This is a genomic window from Amycolatopsis sp. NPDC051061 (genome assembly GCF_040682935.1).
Taxonomy (GTDB): Bacteria; Actinomycetota; Actinomycetes; order Mycobacteriales; family Pseudonocardiaceae; genus Amycolatopsis.
Map to the genome: position 1 here is coordinate 61,596 of NZ_JBFBBZ010000018.1, position 18,934 is coordinate 80,529.

Here is an 18,934-nt window from a genome sequence, read left to right on the forward strand (position 1 = left end):
CGATGCCGGCCGAACCGCGGCCGGACTCCCCAAATGGTGTAGACCAATGTTGGGGTTAGAGTGGTACGTACCACAGGCCCTGTCAAGGCGGTTGCCGGAACGTTGTAAACGCACCGGGGAGTCTGACGGGGTGTAGTCGCACGGTCACCGGCCTCGCTCCGACCTGCGGCGGAAGTCGTCCGAATAGGAGGGTGTCCGGAACGTTTTTCACCGGTGGCCACGCGAGATTCACCGCGCGGCCACCCGGACGGCGCAACGAAATCGGCCCGGTCTCAGCTCCGGCGCCACACCTTCCGCCGGCGCGCGAGCACCAGTCCGAGCACCGTTACGACCAGACCGGCCGCCAGCAGCGCGACCCCGGCCTCCGGTCGCACGTCGAAGTGCCGGAGCACCCGCACGGCGCCGAGCGCGAACCCGGTGACGAACAGGGCGGGCCCGAGCACCAGCGCGACGGTGCCGGTCCGTTCGGCGGGGACGACGGCGAACACCGGCTCGTCGCCCCCGGCGGCGCGGACGTCCGCGTAGACGGCGGTGATGGGCCCGAAGGACACCCGGTCGCCGTCGTGCAGCAGCCGCGCTTGCCGCGGGGCCAGGGCTTCGCCGTTGACGAGCGTGCCGGCTCGCGAGCCGGCGTCGGACACCCAGGTCCCGCGCGCGTCCCGCCGCAGCCACGCGTGCCGCGGGCTCACCCGGTCGGAGTGGAGCTTGAGGTGCGCCTCGGGCGCGCGACCGACCAGCCACGAGCCCCGCCGCACGTCCAGCCGCGCCACGGCGCCTTCCCGGGTCTCGATGGTCGCTCGGTGTTCCATCGCCCCTCCCCCCACGTCCGACTCCGGACAGAGTCACACCGCGGCGTGAAGATGCGCGGCGAACGGGTGAACCGGCCGACCTTCGGGCGACGATCACCGTCCCTCGACCGACTGGGGTGCGTGGGCCAGTTCGGCGCCCCAGGGAACCGGGAGAACGATGAAGTCAGCTTGGCAAGTCCGCGCCGGCAGGCAAGGCGAGCGCGACCAGGAAGCCCTCGCCGAAGGTCTCGCGATCGTCGGCTGGGGCGGCGTTCCCGCGCTCGGCCGGTTCGACGACAAGGAAGCGCTCAAGGCGGGACTCCGGGAGCACTACCCGCAACGGTCCACCTACGTGATCGGGAACTGGGCCGGGCAGCTGTGGCGCTTCTACCGGGAGATGAGCGAGGGCGACCTCGTGGTCATGCCGCTCAAGAACGTCCGGCAGTTCGCCATCGGCGAGGTCACCGGGTCGTACCACTACCGCCCCGACGCGACGCCGGACTGCCGGCACGCCCGGCCCGTCCGGTGGCTCCGGACCGGCATCGACCCCGGTGAGTTCGGCCCCGACCTGCGCGGCAGCCTCGGTTCCCTGCTCACGGTCTGCCGGCTGAGCCGGCACGAGGCCGCCCGGCGGATCGGCGACATCGCGGCCGGGCGGCCGGACCCGGGCTGGCAGCACGCTTCGGCGAACCTCGATCCCGACGCGACCCAGGCCGACCTGTGGGAAGCCGTCGAAACCGGTGCGGCGCCCGTGAAGCTGACCGTCCGGGGCCTGCTGTCCCTGTGGGGCTACCGGCGGCGCACCGCGACGTCCCTGGTGACCGTTCAGTCCGAGCTGGCCGAGCACGGGGTCACGACCAAGCCACCGTTCACCTCGGCCCGGATGGACGCGCTCGTCGAGCTGGTCCCGATCGCCGACGAGCCGGGCACGGCCGGCTCGGAGCCGGATTCACCCGAAGCCGAGGCTCCGGACGACCTGCCCACCAAGTGGATGGTGCGCGCGGTCCTGCCCGATGAACCGGTCATCGAATCCGTCACCGTCGGCAAGCCGCTCGCCGCGGCGGTGACCCTCATGCTGGCCAAGAACTACTCACAGCTGGCGGTGATCGATGAAGACGGGCGCTACGCCGGAGCCGTCAGCTGGGAGTCCATCGGCCGAGCCCGCTTGGCGAACCCCGAACCGACTCTGCGGGACGCCACCATCCAGGTCCGGGTCATCGACTTCGACGACGAGCTGTTCGCGCAGATCGACGAGATCTACCGACGCGGGTACGTCTTCGTCCGGGGAGAGGATCGCCGGAAGCTCATCGGCATCGTGACGGCCAACGACCTCGCCCGTCAGTTCGGCACGCTCGCGCGGCCGTTCTCCCTGCTGGAGGAAGCGGAACTGCGGATTCGCCGGCACACCAGACGCTGCCTGCCCGAGGAAGTGATCGAGAAGGCGACGCCGAAGTGGGCGAGCAACCCGACTTTCGGCAGCTACGTCCGCATGCTCGAGCCCCCGGAGCGGTTCGGGCTGCTGAACTGGCCGCTCGACCACGAGACGTTCCTCGACCTCCTCACGAAGGCGAAGAACATCCGCAACGATCTGATGCACTTCTCCGGCGAGGAGGTCCCGGAAGACGACCTCCTCGCCATCGAAGGGTTCTGCGCGACGATCAAAGCCGTCGACCAGCCCTAGCCGTACTGACTTGTGAGGTTGGGGACGCGGCTGACCGGCGGGTGCCCTGCGAGTGCGGTGTGTCCGCGGTGATGGTTGTAGGTGTGCAGCCAGTGTGGCAAAGCGCGGCGTCGCTCGGTCTCGGTGCGGTAGGGCCGGGCGTAGGCCCACTCCTCGAGCAGGGTGCGGTTGAAGCGTTCGACTTTGCCGCTGGTGTGCGGCCGGTAGGGCCAGGTGCGTTGGGGGTGCGATCGCCGCGTCGCGCAGCGTGTCGCGCCACAGATGTGAGCGGTAGCAGGCGCCGTCGTCGGTCAGCACCCGTTGGACGGTGATGTCGTAGCCGGCGAAGAACGCCTGAGCCCGGGTCCAGAACGCGACCGCGGTTTCCCGGGTCTCATCGGCCAGAATCTCGGTGTAGGCCAGGCGGGAGTGGTCGTCCACGGCGCTGTACAGGTAGGCGTAGCCGTGACCACGGTTGCCGCTGAGGCGGCGCCCGGCGGCGCGGCTGAGAGCTTTGTGGCCGCCGCCGTCGGGGATGTTGCCCAGCTTCTTGATTTCCACGTGCACCAGGTCACCGGGCGCGGGGTGTTCGTAGCGTCGGATCGGGCAGGCGGTGGCCCGGTCCAGACGGGTCAGCCGGTAGCGAGTCAGGATCCGGTGCACCGTGGACGGATTGAGCCTGAGCAGGTAGGCGATCCGGGCCGGTCCCCAGCGCCGCAGGACCCGGACCTTGATCACTCGCCGCTCGGTCCGCGCCGGTGTCCGGTCGGGACTGGAGCGCGGGCGGCTGGACCGGTCGGCCATGCCGACTTCGCCGAGGTCACCGAACCCAGAGGCCTCCCTTATTCCAAGATCATCCGCTCACGTGTCGCCCCGTCACCAACCTCCGTGGTCGGTACACCTAGAGCGTGTCCTGTAAGTGGTTGAGCAGGACCTCTGGTAGTTGTGCCCGGTGGTTGGTCGCGGTGAGTTGACGGACAAGCGTGGGCGGTAATCGAGCTGCTGCTGCCACCCGTGCAAGGCGGTCGACGGCGGTGGCGGGATCACCGTCAGGTCATCAACGCGATCCTGCGGAAGCTGCGCACCGGCGCTCCGTGGCGTGACCTGGCCGAACGGTATAGCCCCTGGAAACCGAGCATGGACGACTGCGGCTATGGACAAAGACGGCACCTGCGACAAGATCCTCGACCGGGTGATCGTCAAAGACGACGTCGTCGGCAACCTCGAATGGATCATCTCGATCGACTCCATCGTGGTCCGGGCCCACCAGCACTCCGCCGGGCGAGCAAGGGCTCCCGCGGCGGGCGGCCACCCGCATTCGACGCGCAGCTCTACAAGCAACGTGGTCGAGCGCTGCTTCAACCGGCTCAAACAGTTCCGCAACCTCGCTACCCGCTACGTCCAACGCGCTGCCCACTACCAGGCTGAACTCACCATCGCCGCCATCGTCCTCTGGCTCCGATGACTTACCGGACAGCTCGTAGGGACTCCTTCAACGTCAGCAGCGACCACGGCGGACGCGGGTCGACTGGCGGAAGAGGTCGTTGAGGCCTCGGGGAAAGGCAGCCAGGCCGCGGCCGTCACATGCCCGGCGGACGCCGTGAGGTCGAAGTCGCCCCAGCTGGGAAGAGCCGATGGCGCCGGCGCTTAGGTGCCATCGGCGAGCTGCAGAAACATGATCTGGTCGCCGGAGATCGGCCCGGAACGTGTGCCATCTGGTGCCGCCGATTCGCCGCCTGGATGGCAGGCGGGGACCGCTTCGAAGCCGCGAACCGGCTGGTAGGGGCAGATCGACAGGCCAAGGTCCGCTCAGCGGCGGATCTCGGCCGGGCTCGAGACCGGCAGGTCGTTATCGAACAGCTCGACGCCCTCAAGAAGCAGACAATGACGATCATGGAGCGCGATTCATGAAACACCGGCGGCATCCCCTTCGCGGGCGTCGAAGGGCACAGCGTCCGAGCCGGGTCCGGCTCCACGCCGGTGAAGCCGGAGCCGGCTCGGCGCACGAATACTACGACCGATTCATCCATGCCCCGCGACCGGCACTTTGCCGGCCCCGGCCACCTTCTAAATCGACTAGCTCGCGTCAGGTTCGTCGCCCGTCTCTTCGGCGTGGCGTGCTCCGACGAGGTCAGCAAGTCTGGCCGTCGCTCCATGGCGAGACGTTCACCGTCCAGGTCCCGTCTGTCGGGCATGGCGATCGGCACGCAGATCGGCCTCGCTACGGCAGTCTGCATGGTGGTGGCAGCCGCGGCGACACGAGCAGGGTCTGCTCACACCGTCGGCCTGGCTCGCCGAGCTTGCCTCACTTCCTGTCCTGGTACTCGGCCCAGGACGGGACGCGCCCGTTCCCGGTCCGAAGGAAGCTTTGGGGCTCCAGCAGGAGCTCCTGGATCCGAGGGAAGAGGTTCGTCAGCGGTCTGTGACAGCGGGGATTCCATGCCCAAAGCCAGTCGACCATGTCGTCCACGGAGTTCAGCACACGGTCCTCCGGGCCACCCTCGTCGAATCGCTCGTGGAACCGCCGACCGGCATCGTGGTCACCGAGCTGCCCGAAGTACTCGTCCGCCTTCCCCATCACCATCACGAACACCCGCTCGACCAGGTTGACGACGTTCTCCGGGGTCGCCGGGACACCGGTCTCGGTGAGCAGGTCCAGGTAGAAGCCCGGATACAGCACGGGGACGGCTCTGCCGTCAGCTGCCGCGAGCGCCGAGCCCGTCTCCGCCGGCGACCGGCGCCGGGCCAGTTTCTCGATCGCCTCGCCGACGGAGTAGGCGACACCGGGCCGCTGGAACTTGACCACGGTCCCCGGCCCCTCGACGACCAGGTAGAACGATCCCGTGTCGGTCGGGCGCACCTCGACGTCCCGGATCTCTTCCGGCGCGACCGAACGATCCAGGACCCGACCGCCTTTGCGCGTGACGAGCAACCGGTGGTCGGTCACCACCAAGGTGCGCGTCGCCGTGAAATCCTCCACGGCGATCAGCAGGACGGTCTCGCCGTCCCGGAGGTACGACCGGATGTCCTGCTCGCCCTTGGCGATCATGCGACGGTGGTGCGACGCGTCATCGGCCAACGCGACGCGAAAGTCCTCCGACAACGTTTCTCCGCCTCCGAAGAGTCCCATGGCCATCCTCTTTCCCTTATCCGACTGTGCGAACCATCGATCAGTCGATGGTTCGGGGGGAGCTGTTACGATCACGAGGTCACGATTCCGAACGACGGGAGGGCTGTGATCGTGAAACCCCCGCCGGTATTCTTGCCAAGCCGCCGGGATCGCGTGCGGATCTCATTCAGCGTCCTGCTCCGCCTCGCCGACGACGACCGGTTCGTGCTGTTCGACGCCCCCAAACGACCGGGCGCCTTCGGACCACCGGGCGGAGTGATCAAGTTCTTCCCGCCGGCAGCGCGGATACTCGACGCTCTCGGATTTCAACCGGAGCGCACGGGTTCCCCACATCACAAGCTCAGAGCGGACCTCCGCGGCACTCTCCCGGCCGGCGCGGTGCGCCGGTTCCGGACCTGGTTCGCCTCCGGGGCCTACCGCGAAGCCGCGGACGAGTGCTTGCGCCGAGAACTGCGCGAAGAGCTCGCCGAAGTCGGCGTCCACGGCCTGGGCAGGACGGTATCGGAATTGGAGTTCGCCTTGGTACGAACTGTCCGAGAAGGTCCTCGACCCGTTCCCGGCAAGAATTATCGGCAACTTCGTGGATTCGAAGTGCGCGAACTCGCCATGACGAATTCCGCCGCGCGACGCCTGAGTCGAGCGCTGGCCGAAGCGGGTGAAGACGAGGCATACCCGGGCGTCCTGCTCGCCGATTTCGACGACATCGCCCACGGCCGCTCGAATCGCGCCCTGATCGCCCCGCAGAGTGCGTTCCTGGTCGGTCCGTCGCGGCTCGCCCCGGACCTGCCACCGCTGCGATGACCCTTTCCGGATCTCGTGTCGCCCAGCTGCGCACCCCTTCCCGGAAGCGCGCCCTCGGCCAAGTCCGGCTCAGCTCGCCGACGGCACACCCCGTCCGGCACGACGAATCGACCGGCGAGCCGTCCGACGGGCTGGGCCTGGTGGAAATCCGTCAGCGGTACACCGTGGAACTCACCGACCATCGCGCCCGGCTCGCCGCCTCGTACTTGATCGCCGAATTCTCCGACCCTCGGGTGCGCATCCATGAACTGTCGGGTGTGGCGGCCGAGCCGACCACCGAGATGGTCGTCTCGGAACTGCCGGAGGGCTGCGGCTGGCTCACCGGCGACCCGCTCGGCGTCGCCGCGGTGCCCTCGGCGGGCGAAGTCCGCGCCATCCTGTGGGTACCGCTGGACCACGCGGAACTCACCGGCGCGAGCCGCCTCGACAGCACCCTGCTGCGACCCGCCTGGCACCGCCGGCGGCTCCACGGCGGCACCGGCCCGGTCCCGTTTTCCGTATCCCTGCCTCGCGGGTGGGCGCGGCGCCCATTGGCGCCGCCCCAGCCGGTCAGCGACCGGAAGCCGGCCGTGCGCCTCTGCATGGCCGCCGACACCGTGTCCTACAGCCGGTACACCGTGAGCGAAGCCACGCGATCGCAGGAACGGCTCGTGGAGGTTCTGGCCCGGGCGCGGCGAGCCGCCGGAATCCCAGAACAGGACGTCGACCTCCAACCCTCCGGCGACGGCCAGTTCGCGATCCTGCCGATCGGACTGGACGAAACGGTCGTCATCCCCCGGCTCGTCGAGGGTGTCCGAACCGCGCTGGCCACGGTCAACGCGGACCTCAGCGACCGGGCCCGGCTGCGGCTGCGGGTCGCGCTGCACCGGGGCCATGTCGCCCCAGGCGCGAACGGCTGGGTCGGCGCCGTGACCGTCGCTGTGCACCGGCTGCTCGACTGCGCGCCGCTGCGCAGCCGGCTGGCGCGGGACCCCTCGACCGATTTCGCGCTGATCGTTTCGGATGTGCTTTTCAACGATGTGATCGCCGCGTCCGGCGGAGAGCTCGATCCGGCGGGGTTCGAGCCGGTCGACGCGATCTTCCCCGAAAAAGGTTTCGCCGAACGCGGGTGGGTGCACACACCACGGTTGTGAGTCGCTCACGGGCCGTGGTAGAGCACCGGGACGTGCCGCCCGTGGAGGCGTTCGTCGACCATGGCCATCGCGGCCCTGCCCCGTTTGAAGGCGGGCTCGATCGGCAGGCCCGCGGCCAGTGCCATGTAGAACGCGACGCTGAAGTCCGTCGCCGACCGGTCACCGAGCCAGCTGCGCATACCGATGACGTAGCTGACGTGTTCCGAGAGCGATTCGGCCAGCCGCGCACTGTGGCAGGCGTTGACGATCACACACTCGACGGTGTCGGAGACTTCTTCGAACAAGGCGGCCAGTCCGGGCACCGAAAGTGCCTGACCGGCACCTCCGGCGGTCTCGGCCAGGAACTGGCCTTCGTCGGTGCCGTGTCCCGAGAGGTGGACGATCCGCGGGGAAAAGTCGAGCAGGGCCTGCATCAGGTCCCGCACTCGCAGGGCACCGCGTTCGTGGAGGACGAACCGGTCCCGGTACTCGCCCATCCGGAGGGTCTCCCGCACGTCCCGCACCTCGGTGTCCCAGCTGATCCGCTCGGTGTTGGTCGGATTCGCGGCGAGGTAGAGGATCTCCACTCCCCCGGACCAGTGCTGGCCGAGATGTCCCACCGCGACCGTTCGCCGGACCTCGCGCTCGACCGGGCCACCCGCCCCGTTCGCGCACACCGCCATCAGGTGGAGCGGCACGGCACGTCCCGGTTCCCTGGCCAGGATGTGGAACTCGAACGGCTCCCTCTCTCCTGGCGGAAGCTGGCCGAGTGAGACAGCTGTTCCCTTCGGGTCGACGGCGAACGGGCCCTGAAGGCTGAGCCGCCCCCAGGTGATGGCCGATCCTCCGGTGTTGACGATCTCGCCCTTGACGGCGTCCCATTCACCGCACGCGACGCGCACAGTCGACAGTTCGATCTCGAACTTCGGCGGCTGCGCCGGCGGCGGCTCCACGGGCGCCACCACTTCGAGCACGGCTTGGAAGCCGGTGACGCGGTGACCGTCCCCGAATTCGTCGCGGAACGAGAAATTCGTGCTGGTCGCCGTCCACGACCCAGTGCGCAACGGCCGGACTTTGACCGTCGCCGTCCATTCGGTGCCCGCGTCGAGCCTCGGCACCGCGAACTCCTTGTTTCCCCGCAAGGCCGGGATCTGGGCCGGCAGCCGGAGCGCGAAGTGGATGTTCGTGCACACCGTCGTTCCGTCGTTGCGCAGGTGCACGACGATGTTCGCGTCCTCGCCGGCGTACAGCCCTTCGGAAGTGATCTCGGCCCGGATCATCGCAACCTCCCGTCCATGGGCGTGGCCCGGGGGTGGTGGGCCCGGCGGCAGCTTTCGCAGTGGACGGCGATCCGCTCGAGCGGGATCAGGCCGTCGGAGTCGGTCGCGGCGAAGGCGTCATCGATCACCGACTGCTGGTGCGAACGGCAGAGCGTTTTGCCGCAGTGGTGACACACGGCGTCGACCACCACCTTGCCGCCGCTGTCTTCCCTGGCATCGCAGTCACTGCACTCCCAGCCCATTCGGCCCCTCCCAGCTCTGCGTGCCGCCGTGGTCCCCGTCCACTCCGGCGATCTCGCGGTCGACACGGGCGATGAACTCCCGGCACGCGTCCTCGGAAATCCGCCGGTCCAGTAGCGCGTCTTCGAATTTCTCACGCCGCTGCCGCAGCTCTTGGAGCCGCGCACCCGACGCGAGGTGTCGTGCTCCGACCGCGGCGTGCGATCGGCCCGGTTTGCGCTGGTGCAAAGTCTCCGTGATAATGCCCTGCAACCCGTACCAGACGGACTCGATCTCGTCCTCCATCTCCTTGCTCGCGAAGGCGCCCTTGACGTAGAGCCGCACCTTGGTGTTGCCGGCTTCGGCGCGGATGTCACTGCCGTAAACCTCCTCACCGGTCAGCACGAGGTGGAAATCGACCGGGTAGACCCCGAAATAGCGGCGCCCGGCGATGTCCCAGGCCCGGTTGACGAGGTCGGCGCGGCCGCGATCGCGCGGCGGGCTCTCGATGACGCGCTTGACGTAGTAGCCATCACCACTCATCGCGTCCGTGAGCGCGATCAGGGTTTCGTGGTCCGGGATCACGCCCGGGAAGTCATGTGCCTCGGGGATCTGCACGGGGTCGTCTTTACGCGGATCCGGGACGACGCGGATGTCCTGGTAGCGAACTCCGTTGAGGCTCAGTTCGACATCCGCGGTGACCTCGGTCTTGACGTCGGTGAACCTGCCGCCGCGCCGCCGTCCGCCGAGTGGCTCGAACAGGTCCACCCCCTCCAGCCCGGACAACGCCCCGCGGAACGAGACGACCAGGGCCCCCTTGATCACGTCGGTCAACCTGATCCGCTCCTCGAAGTGGACGGCGAAGGTGCACCGGCGTTTGTCCTGGTCGAGGGAAACCTGCTTCCACTCGATGAGCCGGCGGCCGCTGCCAGGGTCGACCCGGCTGCCGACTGTGGCTCCCTCGACGTACTCGACGTTCCCCCACGCGGCCGGGACGTAGAGCGTCAACCGCTCGACGCGATCGGCGTCGAGGCCTGATTCCGCCGACGGCCAGTTGCCGAGCCACTGCAGGTCCAGCTGGAGGGTGCGCTGGTCGGACTCCGGCATCAGCGCCGGGGTGAGCCACAACGGGATCTCGCTCCGGCCGGGCACTCCGGTGACGCGATGTCCCAGCCGCACCTGCCACTTCGCGCTGACGGGGCCGCCGTGCGAGGCCAGGAAGGGTTGCGTTCCGACCATGCCGGCCAGCGGGACGACCGGACCGCCGCCGACCCGGTCGGTGAATTCGAGCCCGGCCGGACCGTTCAGCACCAGATAGCCCGCCGAGAACGGCACGCCCCCGCGGTCGGGTATCCGGAACTTCTTGCAGTACTCCCGCAGGCGGTCCTGATCCGGACGGCCGAAGGTTGTCTCGACCTTGATGTGACCGTCGACCGGCGTCACCGACGTCCGATAGGTGCCGTCCGCTTCGAGGACCAGCTCACCGCGCAGCACCTCACGCACCTCGACCGAGTCGATGCTCGGCACGACCGGCAAAGAGGGCCGGTCGAGCAGCGCGGCGCGACCGCGACGGCGATCTTCGAACCGGATCACGACCGCGGCACAAGCACTTCCGAACATGAGAATGATTCCGGCGAGTGGTAGGAGGAGCAGCGCTACCAGGCCTGCCGCGGCGATGCCGCCCGCCACGTAGAACATCTGCCGGAGAGACGCCAGGACGAGGTGGTCGTGCGTGGCGCAGTGGTGGGGTTGGGTCCTCGACAGCCCGAGACCCTCGAATTCACTGCTGTCCGCCGGCCTGCGGACGTGCTGCTTGCACAAGGGCCGGCCGCAGTGGTGGCAGACCGCGTAGATCTTGACGGAACCGCAGCTGTGACAGCGAACGCGCGGAGCGCGTTCGCGGAGCTCATAGGACATCGTCGGGACTCCTCGTCGAGATCCGGGATCAGCGCAATGCGCGGATCCGGTCGAACCGGTCGCGGACTGCGGCGTGCAACGCGTTCATCTCGCGGGTGACTGCCCGGCTGGTGCGCGGCAGCTGGCCGAACATGTAGACCTTCAGCTCACCGCTGGGCAGTTTGCTGGTGTAGGAGTGGCCACCCGACTTGTGGACCGTGCGCTCGGTCTCGTGGCGGCTTCCCTCCACCAGGATGCGCAGGGTCATCGTCTCCGGTCCTTCGGAACGTTTGGCGATTCCTTGCCATCGCCGTACGCCGTTCGACTCCGACTTCTCGTTGAACTCCACTTCGAAGCCCTGGTCGGCCAATGCGTTGTGGATGTCGGCGATGCGAGCTTGTTCCGGAATGACTTCGTCGAAGTGGAGGTGCTGGTGCGGCCTGAGGTTCCTCCTCGCGAACGCCTCGGCCAGGATCAGGTGGACCTGCGAGGTCAGCCGGGTGCTCTCCCGATGACCGTCCTCGACCCGACGGCCGGTGCTGCCGAAGAGCCGTGTCCGCATTCCGGAAAGCAGGTAATCCGCGATTTCGATCTCGACCGTGCCGTCGAGACTCGCCTGCCGGTACAGCTCGCCGGGCTGCCTGATCGACACCACCATGGCGTCACTCAAGAAACACAGCTCGTCGTCGCGCCGCTTGTTCTCGTCCGCCGCCATGGGCACGTTCCGCCATTCGATGGTCCGGTCCACCGGGTTGTAGGTGATCGGCCGCTGACCGCCGTCCACATTCGCGTGCTCGACCTTCAAGACGTTCAGCGACGTGATCGTCGGCCAGCGCAGGGAGATGCGCTCGACGACAGGAGACGGCTCGGGCCGGCCCTCCTGCCAGGGGATCACCACCTTGACACTGACCCGGAGCCACAGGTACGGCCGGAAGTTCGGCTGCTGGGAAGCATTCCCGAAGTCGGCGGGATCGTGGGTCGTGATCGTGCCCCCGAGCGTGTCCGGGTCGAGCAATTCGATTCCGACCTTCACCGGGTACACATCGAGCAAGTTCGGATCGGGCCGGTACTCGTGCCGGATCACCCCGGCTTGCCGATCCCGGTGGAGCTCGTGGCGGCCTCCCGGGGCGCCGGGCCCGGTGACCGGTACCTCGATCGGCAGAGCCCCGTAGCTGTCGTCCAGCCCCAGCACCGCGCCCAAGTCCGTGTGCTGGTGGCCGGCGAACACCAGGTGACCGATCAGCGCGCTCCGCGGATCCTTCGCGCCGGCTTCGAGCACGGGCGCGACGTCGGCGCAAGCCTGACGGGTGAAGTGGTCGGCCCCGTCGAACGGCACCACGATCTCGATCCGCCCGGTCGGCGACCCGACGGGGCCGATCGCCGGATTGCGGGAGATCTCCTGCTCGTAGTGGTGGCATTCGGTCACCTCGACGTGCTCCGGATGCGCTCTGGCGAACAACTGGTCGCCAGGAGCCGGTCCGGTGCGGCCCGTGGCGAGTGCGCTGAACAGAGAGCGGAACTTCCGGCGGAACAGGTCACGGGGCTTCGGCATGTGCACTCTCTCGGACGGCTTCTTCAGGACGGCTCATGCGGACGCAGATCACTCTGTGACAGATCGCGACGGCCGACGCCGTACTAGTACGGGATTCCGCCAGGAAGTTCCCCGAATCGGCGGAGGGCGGACAGGTCGATGATCAGCACCCGCCGGTAGCGGCGACCGAGAACCCCTGCCGACTCGAGCCGGCGAAAGGCCTTCTCGACCGTGCTGAGTCCGGTACCCGCCATCGAGGCGATCTCCGCCTGGGACAACGGGATCCCGAGTTCGTGTCCGGATCCCGTCGCCGAGCCGTGCTGCTGGACGATTTCGAGCAGCACGCGGACGACCCGGATCGGAGCGGGGCAGACCACGAAGTCGATGCTCCTGCGGTCCGCAGACCGCAGGCGCTCGCTGAGCATCCGGGCGACCGCGAGGCTCACCTCGATGTTGCGGCCGAGAAAATCGGCGAGTTCCGGGCTGTGGATGACGCGGGCCTGCACGGCCGAGCAGGTGATCACGTGCGCCGACCGCGGGCGGCGTTCCAGGGTAGCCATCTCCCCCAGCAGGTCACCAGGGCCACGCACCGCGATGACGACGTCGCGTCCGCGGTCGGTGTCGACGACGACTTTGACGGTTCCTTGGAGGACCAGCAGTGAGTACTGAGCCGCGTCACCCTGGCGGATGACGCGCTGGAGAGCCGGGTAGCCGACCGGCGTGCCCAGATCGAGCAGTGCGTCGGCATCCTTGCGGCGGAGCCTGCCGAGCAGGGACGGCGGCGGCCAAGACGAGGCGGTCACCGGACGGACTGTGCCGTGCCCCGGTCGCGCGAACCCCGTGCAAGAACGGGATTGCGGCTCAGTCCGGCAGAGCCGCGAGACGCCGCAGTCGGGGCAGGTCGAGAATCGTCATCTTCCGGTAGCCCGTCTCCAGTACGGACTTGCGGCGCAATTCGGTCAGCGACTTGTGGACGGTGGGCTCGGCCGCGCCGATCAAGGCCGCGAGTTCGGGCTGCGACATGGGGAACCCGATCTCCCAGCCGCGGGCCGTCCGAGTCCCGTGGGACAGCACGAGCGTGGCGAGGACCCGGGCCACCCGGATCGGGACGTCGTATCCGCTGAAGTCGATCCGGCGATCGGTCGCCCACCGCAGCTTCGCCGCGACCGACCGGCTCAAGGCGACCCCGGCATCCGGATGCTCCTTCAGGAATGTCTGGAAGACCGCTTGGGTCATCACTCGCGTGTTCACCAGGCCGACCGCCGTCACGGTCGCCGAGCGCGGCCCGCCGTCCAACCCGGCCAGCTCACCGATCAGCTCGCCCGGCAACCGGACGGCCAGCAGGGCCCGCCCGCCGTCGGCCGTGGTGGCAGTCACCTTCACACAGCCTGAAAGGAGCACCATGACGTGCGTGGTCAGGTCGCCTTCCAACACCAGCACCTCGCCGGGCTGGAATCGGCGTTCGACGCCGACGCCCAGCAGAGCTTGAACGGTGGCGGCCGGGAGCACGGCGAAGAGGCCCGGACCGCCCGGAGTCGTGCCCACCCCGTCACCTCCCGTCCCTTCGATCACCCCAGCAGGCCGGGTCGTCCGGCCACCAGCTCTCCTACCCGTCCGGCGTAGCGCGCTGGCCCGGGAGCAGCGCACCGTGCCGGCTCTCCATCTCGAACAGGAGCTCCTGGATCAGCGACCGGGGCCCCGCCGGGAGCATCGCATCCGTCAAGCGCCGTTCGAGCCAGCCCGCGATGGCGTCGGGCTCGCACAAGCCGGTGGGCGTCGCGGGGCCGGGGACCCACTGGCGCAGGGTGTACCAGGCCGCGGCGTCCAGGCGGCCGCCGTCGCCCGGCGCGGCCTCGACCACCGGGACCCAGTCGCCGAGATACCCCAGCGCGATCGCCTTCCCGTCGGCGACACTGGCGTGCAGGCCCGTCGGATCCACGCTGGCCAGCGCGTGGATCGCTGGTCCGGTTTCCCCGCTCCTGCGGGCCAATTGGCCGTACGCCGGCAGGATCTCGGCCAACGGGGCAAGTTCGAGGGAACCGTACTGCCCCGAGGAGATCGTCGACGCGGTCACGCCAAGGCTCCGATCGGAAAGCAGCTTCGCGATCTCCGGCAGTCCCTCGACGAGCCCGGCCGCGCTCAGGGCCAGCGCCCGGACGACCGGATCGTCGCTCCGGTCCGTCAGCAGGAAGTGGCGGGCGGCTTCGCCTAGCCGCGCAGGCTCGTCCGGTGCGCCGTCGAGCGCTGTACACCGGGTGGCCAGTTCGGCCACCGCTTGGACCTCGCCATCGGCGAGAAGGGTGTCCAGTTCGCTGCTGTCGGGCCCGGTATACGCGAGCATCGTCGTCCACGGCCAATGCAGGCGCGCCGGGATGGCTCGCTCCCGCAGCCGGCGCGCGGCGCTCCTGCTGACCCGGAATCCGCGGGCCGTGTCGGCCTGCGCCACGGCGTGGGCCAAGGCCGCCAAGCCTTCGATCCTCGCTCCCGTATCATCCTCGGCGAGCCGTGCCACCAGCTGGGCAGCGTGGTCGACCGTCGCCGCGGATCTCACGGCCGCCGCCGCGATGAGCAGCACCGGCGTCGGCGACCCGGGACCGGCGGCGAACACCAGTTCGTCGCGCCGCCGGGGGTGCCGCGCCATGATCCGGTGGGCCAAGGCGTTGGCGTCGCCGACGTCCAGATCCGCCAGGTGCCGGAGCGCGCCGAGGTCGATCGGGTCGCCGAGCCGGCCCTCGAGTCGATCGGCCACCTCGTGCCGGATGCCGTAGGAGTACAGACGTGGTAGCCAGCACGCCGGGTCGTCCAGGCGCTGTAGTAGCTCGAGCCGCTCCGCCCGCGCCGTCCGGATCTCCTCGTCGGTCCACAACTCGGGAAGCAGTCGCTCGACCTCGGCCAGGCGAGCCGCCACCAACCGCGGCCGCTCGGTGCGGAGAGCACCGGGCAGTACCACGCCCAGCGACGACAACTCGGCGTCGGCTGCCTGAGCGACGCCGGAATCGGCCGAGGTGACGAGCTGGGCCAGGATCAGCTCGAGGCCGCGTACGCCTTGGAAGTCGATGACTCGGATGACTTCGCGGAGCGACTCAGGCGGGCGTCCCCCGTCGAGCAGCATGCCGAGCACGCTGCGCAGCCAATTTTTCGGCACCGGGAAGGCTTCCGGCCGCGATGACTGCTCTCGGGTGAGCACGACCAGCGACGGGATCATGAGCTTCAGCGGCATCGTCCCCCCGGTCAACCGACGCTTGAGTTCTCGCAGCGCTTCGGGCGTGCCGACGGCTTTGAGGGATTCGACGGCTCTGAGGGCCGCGAAGCGGCCCTGTTCCGGATCGGCGAGGATCGCCGATTGGGCGGAGACGAACTCCGAGCAGCACGCCGACGAGGGCCGGAGACGCAGCAGCTTCGCGGCGAACTCGGGATCCGCGGTCGCCACCGTCCGGACGCCGATCGTCACGACGCTGTCCGGCACCTCGGGTAAGCGGGCCGCCAGCAAGAAGATGGGTCGCCAGGCGAATCGCCGGGCCCGCTCGCACACCCGGTCCTCCGACGCGGACTCGAGCGCCATCGCGGCGATGAAGTCTCGTTCGATCCCCTGGTTGAACAGCACGTTCCCGCCCTCGCGCCGGAGTATGCCGCGAGCGAAGAACTCCTCGGGCGCTCCGGGTGCGGGCACGGGACCGCCGGAGTCGACGCTGAGCTCCGCCGCCTCGACGAGACCGGCGGGCTCGAGGTCGCCAAGCCGGACCGCGAAGTACTCGTGGTGGACCTCCGCGAGGGGGATCGTCCGGCCGTGTCCCCGGACGGCGTCCACGTACATCGCCAGCATGCCCGGCGTGACGCCACCGAGCGCGACGAGCTCGCGGTGGAGGTCCGGGAGATCCGCGTCCGGGATGGGGCACCGGGCTCCGCTGCCGGTGATGAAGCGCATGGCAGCCTCGGGAGTCCACCTATCGATCTGCCTCGTGCGCAGCCCGGCCCGCTCTGCTTGGCCACCATCCCGCGACGCCACGATCACGGCGATGCGCGGGAATCGCCCGTGCAGTTCGGCGACGAAGCGGAACAGCCGTTCCCGATCCGTGAACGGAACGTCGTCGACACCGTCCACCAGCAGTCGGACCGCACCGAGTACGAGCGCTTCCCGTGGCAATCCCGCGCCTTCCGTCCCTTCGGCGAGCAGCAGGCGGGCATCGACCAGCCGGGGCATCCTCAGTCCGGCCGTTCCGGCTTCGGGGCGGGCGATGTCCATCGCGGCCCGGTAGGCGAGCTCGCGGAGGACGCGCGTCTTCCCGCTGCCGGCGCCGCCGACAAGGACGAGCGGCTCCGCCGGCTCTTCCGGCACAGTGGCCAGGAAGTCGTCGTGTTCGCGCGACAGCTCGAGCACCGCTTCGCGGGCCTCCGCCACGAAATTCCCGATCACGTACCGGTCGGCCAGCTCGCGCAGGTTCTCCTCGTGCGCCGGGCAAGCCGCGCGGTCGACAGCCGCTACGAGCCCGGTGACGACATCGACGGACTCAGGATCCGCCAGGTCGGCGAAATCCGCTACGCACGCCAGTACCTCGCCCGGATCCGTCCAGTGCGCGAACGGGTCGTCCGACGCGAGCCACTCGGTAGCCACCCCGGCCGCGGCGTGGACCGCACGCAGTTTATCCGCGGTTTGCACCGGTCCGTCCCACTTCGCGGTCCGATAAGCGGCGAAGTGGACTTGCGCCAGGTAGTCGCGCCAGGCGACGGCCTCCCGTGGGTAAGCGCGGACCGCGCTCGACCGGATCTTCGCCAGGATCCGGAAGGCGGTTTCCGGCGTTCCTTCGAGCAGTTCCGCGAGCCGGTCGTCCACACCCGGCTGCTGCAGCCGGGAGGCCAGAGCGAGCAACCGCTGCACCCGGACGAGCTCGCCGTAGGACAGCTCGGCGAAGACGTCCCGGACCAGGCTGATCTCCAGCCACGCCGCATCGGCGAAAATCGGGTGGTCGTCGGCAACCCGGGCGAAGTCGATCAGCACCGGGCGGCCGTCCACGCACATGACGTTGCGGGCGTTCAGGTCGCCGTGCACGACACCGCGAACCCGGCCGAGCCGCGGGTCGGTCAGCACGGGCCGCAACCCGTGCGCCGGGTCGGCCGTGCGGACGCCATCGGCCACGACGACCTCCGCCGCGTGCTCGACGGCCCCGAACGCCGCGTCGAAGCGCACTCGCCGCTCGGCGAACCGCGAGCTCACCACCACGCCCACGATCGGGCCGTCCCACGGTGGACGCAGCACGACACGCACGGCGGAATGAGCCGGATCGGCCAGCCGGATCGAAGTCCCGGGCTCGAAGCCGTCGTCTCCGAGGGACGCCTGAAAGACGTCCTCCGGGTACGAGAGCCACGCGGTCACCGCGCCGGGTTCGACCACGAGGTCGGGCCCGAGCGCGGGGTTGAGATCGCGCAAGCTTCGCTCGGCCCGCACCACCTGCCGGTTGTGGAACGGTGTCGCCATCGCGGTGAACAACGCGGCGATCAGGCTCAGGGCCCGCTCGAGTTCGGCTTCGCTGCCCTTGAACGCTTCGATCACGACGTCTTCGAGCGTCACCGCCGACACTTCTGATCGGCCGACGTAGTCCGCGACGTGCGCGTAGACGACGGCTTCAGTTTCGGAGGCCGGGTCGCCGGCCCCGTCGCGCGCGCCGTCCGTCACCTCTTGAATAGGCGCACACACAGCGGCCGGGTAATCGCCGAGAAACCGCCGGAAATTCGCGAACTCGGCGGCCATCTCGACGGGAGACCCGATTTTGACGACGCGTTGGCGACGTTCCGAACCGGCCCGCAGCACGACCTCCAAAACGAGAGCACCACTGCGTCCGCCGCCGATGACCCGTCGTATCCCGATTGATTCCACTGGGCCGCACCAGCCCTGTCGGGACGTGGTGATCCGCACGACCGCGTCGTGGACTCTTCCCACGATGTCCTTGGACAAAGGGATGCCCTGAGGAACGATCTCGGGGATCGGGGACATCGACACCTCCTGCGTAATGTGCCACCTTACACACCGAAGAACCGCGATCCCGTGATCGGAGACGAAATGCCCGACGACGACAACCGCAAGCTCTGGGCAGATATCTGCATCCGTTTGCCGCGGATCCGCGACGAAGCGACCGTAGTCCAGGAACGCGACCGGTACGAAGATCTGTTGGCGGACACCCGCGCGGGCGTGGATACCCTCGACGGCTGGAACGCCCTCGCCACGAAGATCGACCGGCTGCTGCGGAACGCGAAGACGCAGGTGATCCGCGACGGCGACGCGGCAGGCCAGTCGCCGTCGTGGTTGCGCGGCCGGTTCCGGGTCGCGCACCGGTGTCCGCTGGACCACTGCGATCGCAGCGTCGTGGCCGCGCCCGGTGGCGCTCCGCAGTGCGCGCTCTTCGCCGCCGGAATGGAGCCCGACAACGCCTGATCCGATGCTCCGTTCGAGTGAGTCCCGACCGGAGTCCGTTGCATCGCGGGGAAGCCGAGCGATTGGCAGCCGCGAACGTCTCCGTAGAAC

At 69.0% G+C, this 18,934-nt stretch carries 13 protein-coding genes and 2 pseudogenes; 5 read left to right on the plus strand and 10 right to left on the minus strand.

Annotated features, from left to right (window positions below; all coding sequences use genetic code 11):
- Positions 1-272: 272 nt before the first annotated feature.
- Positions 273-809, minus strand: a complete 537-nt coding sequence (locus AB0N03_RS24530; RefSeq protein WP_364375978.1) for an FHA domain-containing protein — start codon at positions 807-809, stop codon at positions 273-275.
- Positions 810-966: 157 nt separating this feature from the next.
- Here AB0N03_RS24530 and AB0N03_RS24535 point away from each other — a divergent pair, with 157 nt between their 5' ends.
- Positions 967-2,469: a CBS domain-containing protein gene (locus AB0N03_RS24535; RefSeq protein ID WP_364375981.1), complete on the plus strand. Its 1,503-nt coding sequence runs from the start codon at positions 967-969 to the stop codon at positions 2,467-2,469.
- On the opposite strand, the pseudogene AB0N03_RS24540 reads toward AB0N03_RS24535, so the two are convergent.
- Positions 2,466-3,264: pseudogene (locus tag AB0N03_RS24540) on the minus strand (IS481 family transposase); the annotation flags it as partial. The gene AB0N03_RS24535 and the pseudogene AB0N03_RS24540 overlap by 4 nt on opposite strands.
- Before the next feature lie 127 nt (positions 3,265-3,391).
- Between AB0N03_RS24540 and AB0N03_RS24545 the strand changes: the two are divergent.
- Positions 3,392-3,913 (plus strand): annotated as a pseudogene (locus AB0N03_RS24545) (transposase).
- A gap of 840 nt (positions 3,914-4,753) precedes the next feature.
- Here the strand turns inward: AB0N03_RS24545 and AB0N03_RS24550 are convergent.
- Positions 4,754-5,578 carry a hypothetical protein gene (locus tag AB0N03_RS24550; protein ID WP_364375984.1) on the minus strand — a complete coding sequence of 275 codons (825 nt, stop codon included), beginning with the start codon at positions 5,576-5,578 and terminating at the stop codon, positions 4,754-4,756.
- Between the two features lie 105 nt (positions 5,579-5,683).
- On the opposite strand from AB0N03_RS24550, the gene AB0N03_RS24555 reads away from it, so the two are divergent.
- On the plus strand, positions 5,684-6,379 hold the full coding sequence (locus AB0N03_RS24555; protein WP_364375987.1) for a hypothetical protein: 696 nt from the start codon (positions 5,684-5,686) through the stop codon (positions 6,377-6,379).
- On the plus strand, positions 6,376-7,512 hold the full coding sequence (locus AB0N03_RS24560; protein WP_364375989.1) for a hypothetical protein: 1,137 nt from the start codon (positions 6,376-6,378) through the stop codon (positions 7,510-7,512). The genes AB0N03_RS24555 and AB0N03_RS24560 overlap by 4 nt, the downstream gene beginning before the upstream one ends.
- A 5-nt stretch (positions 7,513-7,517) precedes the next feature.
- Here the strand turns inward: AB0N03_RS24560 and AB0N03_RS24565 are convergent, their stop codons facing one another.
- The 7 genes from AB0N03_RS24565 to AB0N03_RS24595 form a co-directional block, all read right to left on the minus strand.
- A complete protein-coding gene (locus AB0N03_RS24565) occupies positions 7,518-8,771 on the minus strand; it encodes a CHAT domain-containing protein (RefSeq protein WP_364375992.1) in 1,254 nt (417 codons plus the stop codon).
- Positions 8,768-9,013, minus strand: coding sequence for a hypothetical protein (locus tag AB0N03_RS24570; protein ID WP_364375995.1), 246 nt, complete (start codon positions 9,011-9,013; stop codon positions 8,768-8,770). Before AB0N03_RS24570 ends, AB0N03_RS24565 begins: the two co-directional genes overlap by 4 nt.
- Positions 8,994-10,907, minus strand: coding sequence for a hypothetical protein (locus tag AB0N03_RS24575; RefSeq protein WP_364375997.1), 1,914 nt, complete (start codon positions 10,905-10,907; stop codon positions 8,994-8,996). The genes AB0N03_RS24570 and AB0N03_RS24575 overlap by 20 nt, the downstream gene beginning before the upstream one ends.
- 28 nt (positions 10,908-10,935) lie before the next feature.
- Entirely contained in the window at positions 10,936-12,438 is a 1,503-nt protein-coding gene (locus AB0N03_RS24580; protein WP_364376000.1) for a hypothetical protein, read from the minus strand.
- Positions 12,439-12,521: 83 nt separating this feature from the next.
- The gene (locus AB0N03_RS24585) at positions 12,522-13,220 is read right to left on the minus strand and encodes a Crp/Fnr family transcriptional regulator (RefSeq protein ID WP_364376002.1); all 699 of its coding nucleotides are present in this window, start codon (positions 13,218-13,220) and stop codon (positions 12,522-12,524) included.
- Between the two features lie 58 nt (positions 13,221-13,278).
- Complete coding sequence (locus AB0N03_RS24590; RefSeq protein ID WP_364376005.1) at positions 13,279-13,962, minus strand: Crp/Fnr family transcriptional regulator; 684 nt, start codon at positions 13,960-13,962, stop codon at positions 13,279-13,281.
- A 61-nt stretch (positions 13,963-14,023) separates the two neighbouring features.
- The gene (locus AB0N03_RS24595; protein WP_364376008.1) at positions 14,024-18,406 is read right to left on the minus strand and encodes a hypothetical protein; all 4,383 of its coding nucleotides are present in this window, start codon (positions 18,404-18,406) and stop codon (positions 14,024-14,026) included.
- A 66-nt stretch (positions 18,407-18,472) separates the two neighbouring features.
- Between AB0N03_RS24595 and AB0N03_RS24600 the strand changes: the two genes are divergently transcribed.
- On the plus strand, positions 18,473-18,844 hold the full coding sequence (locus AB0N03_RS24600; RefSeq protein ID WP_364376011.1) for a hypothetical protein: 372 nt from the start codon (positions 18,473-18,475) through the stop codon (positions 18,842-18,844).
- Positions 18,845-18,934: the final 90 nt, after the last annotated feature.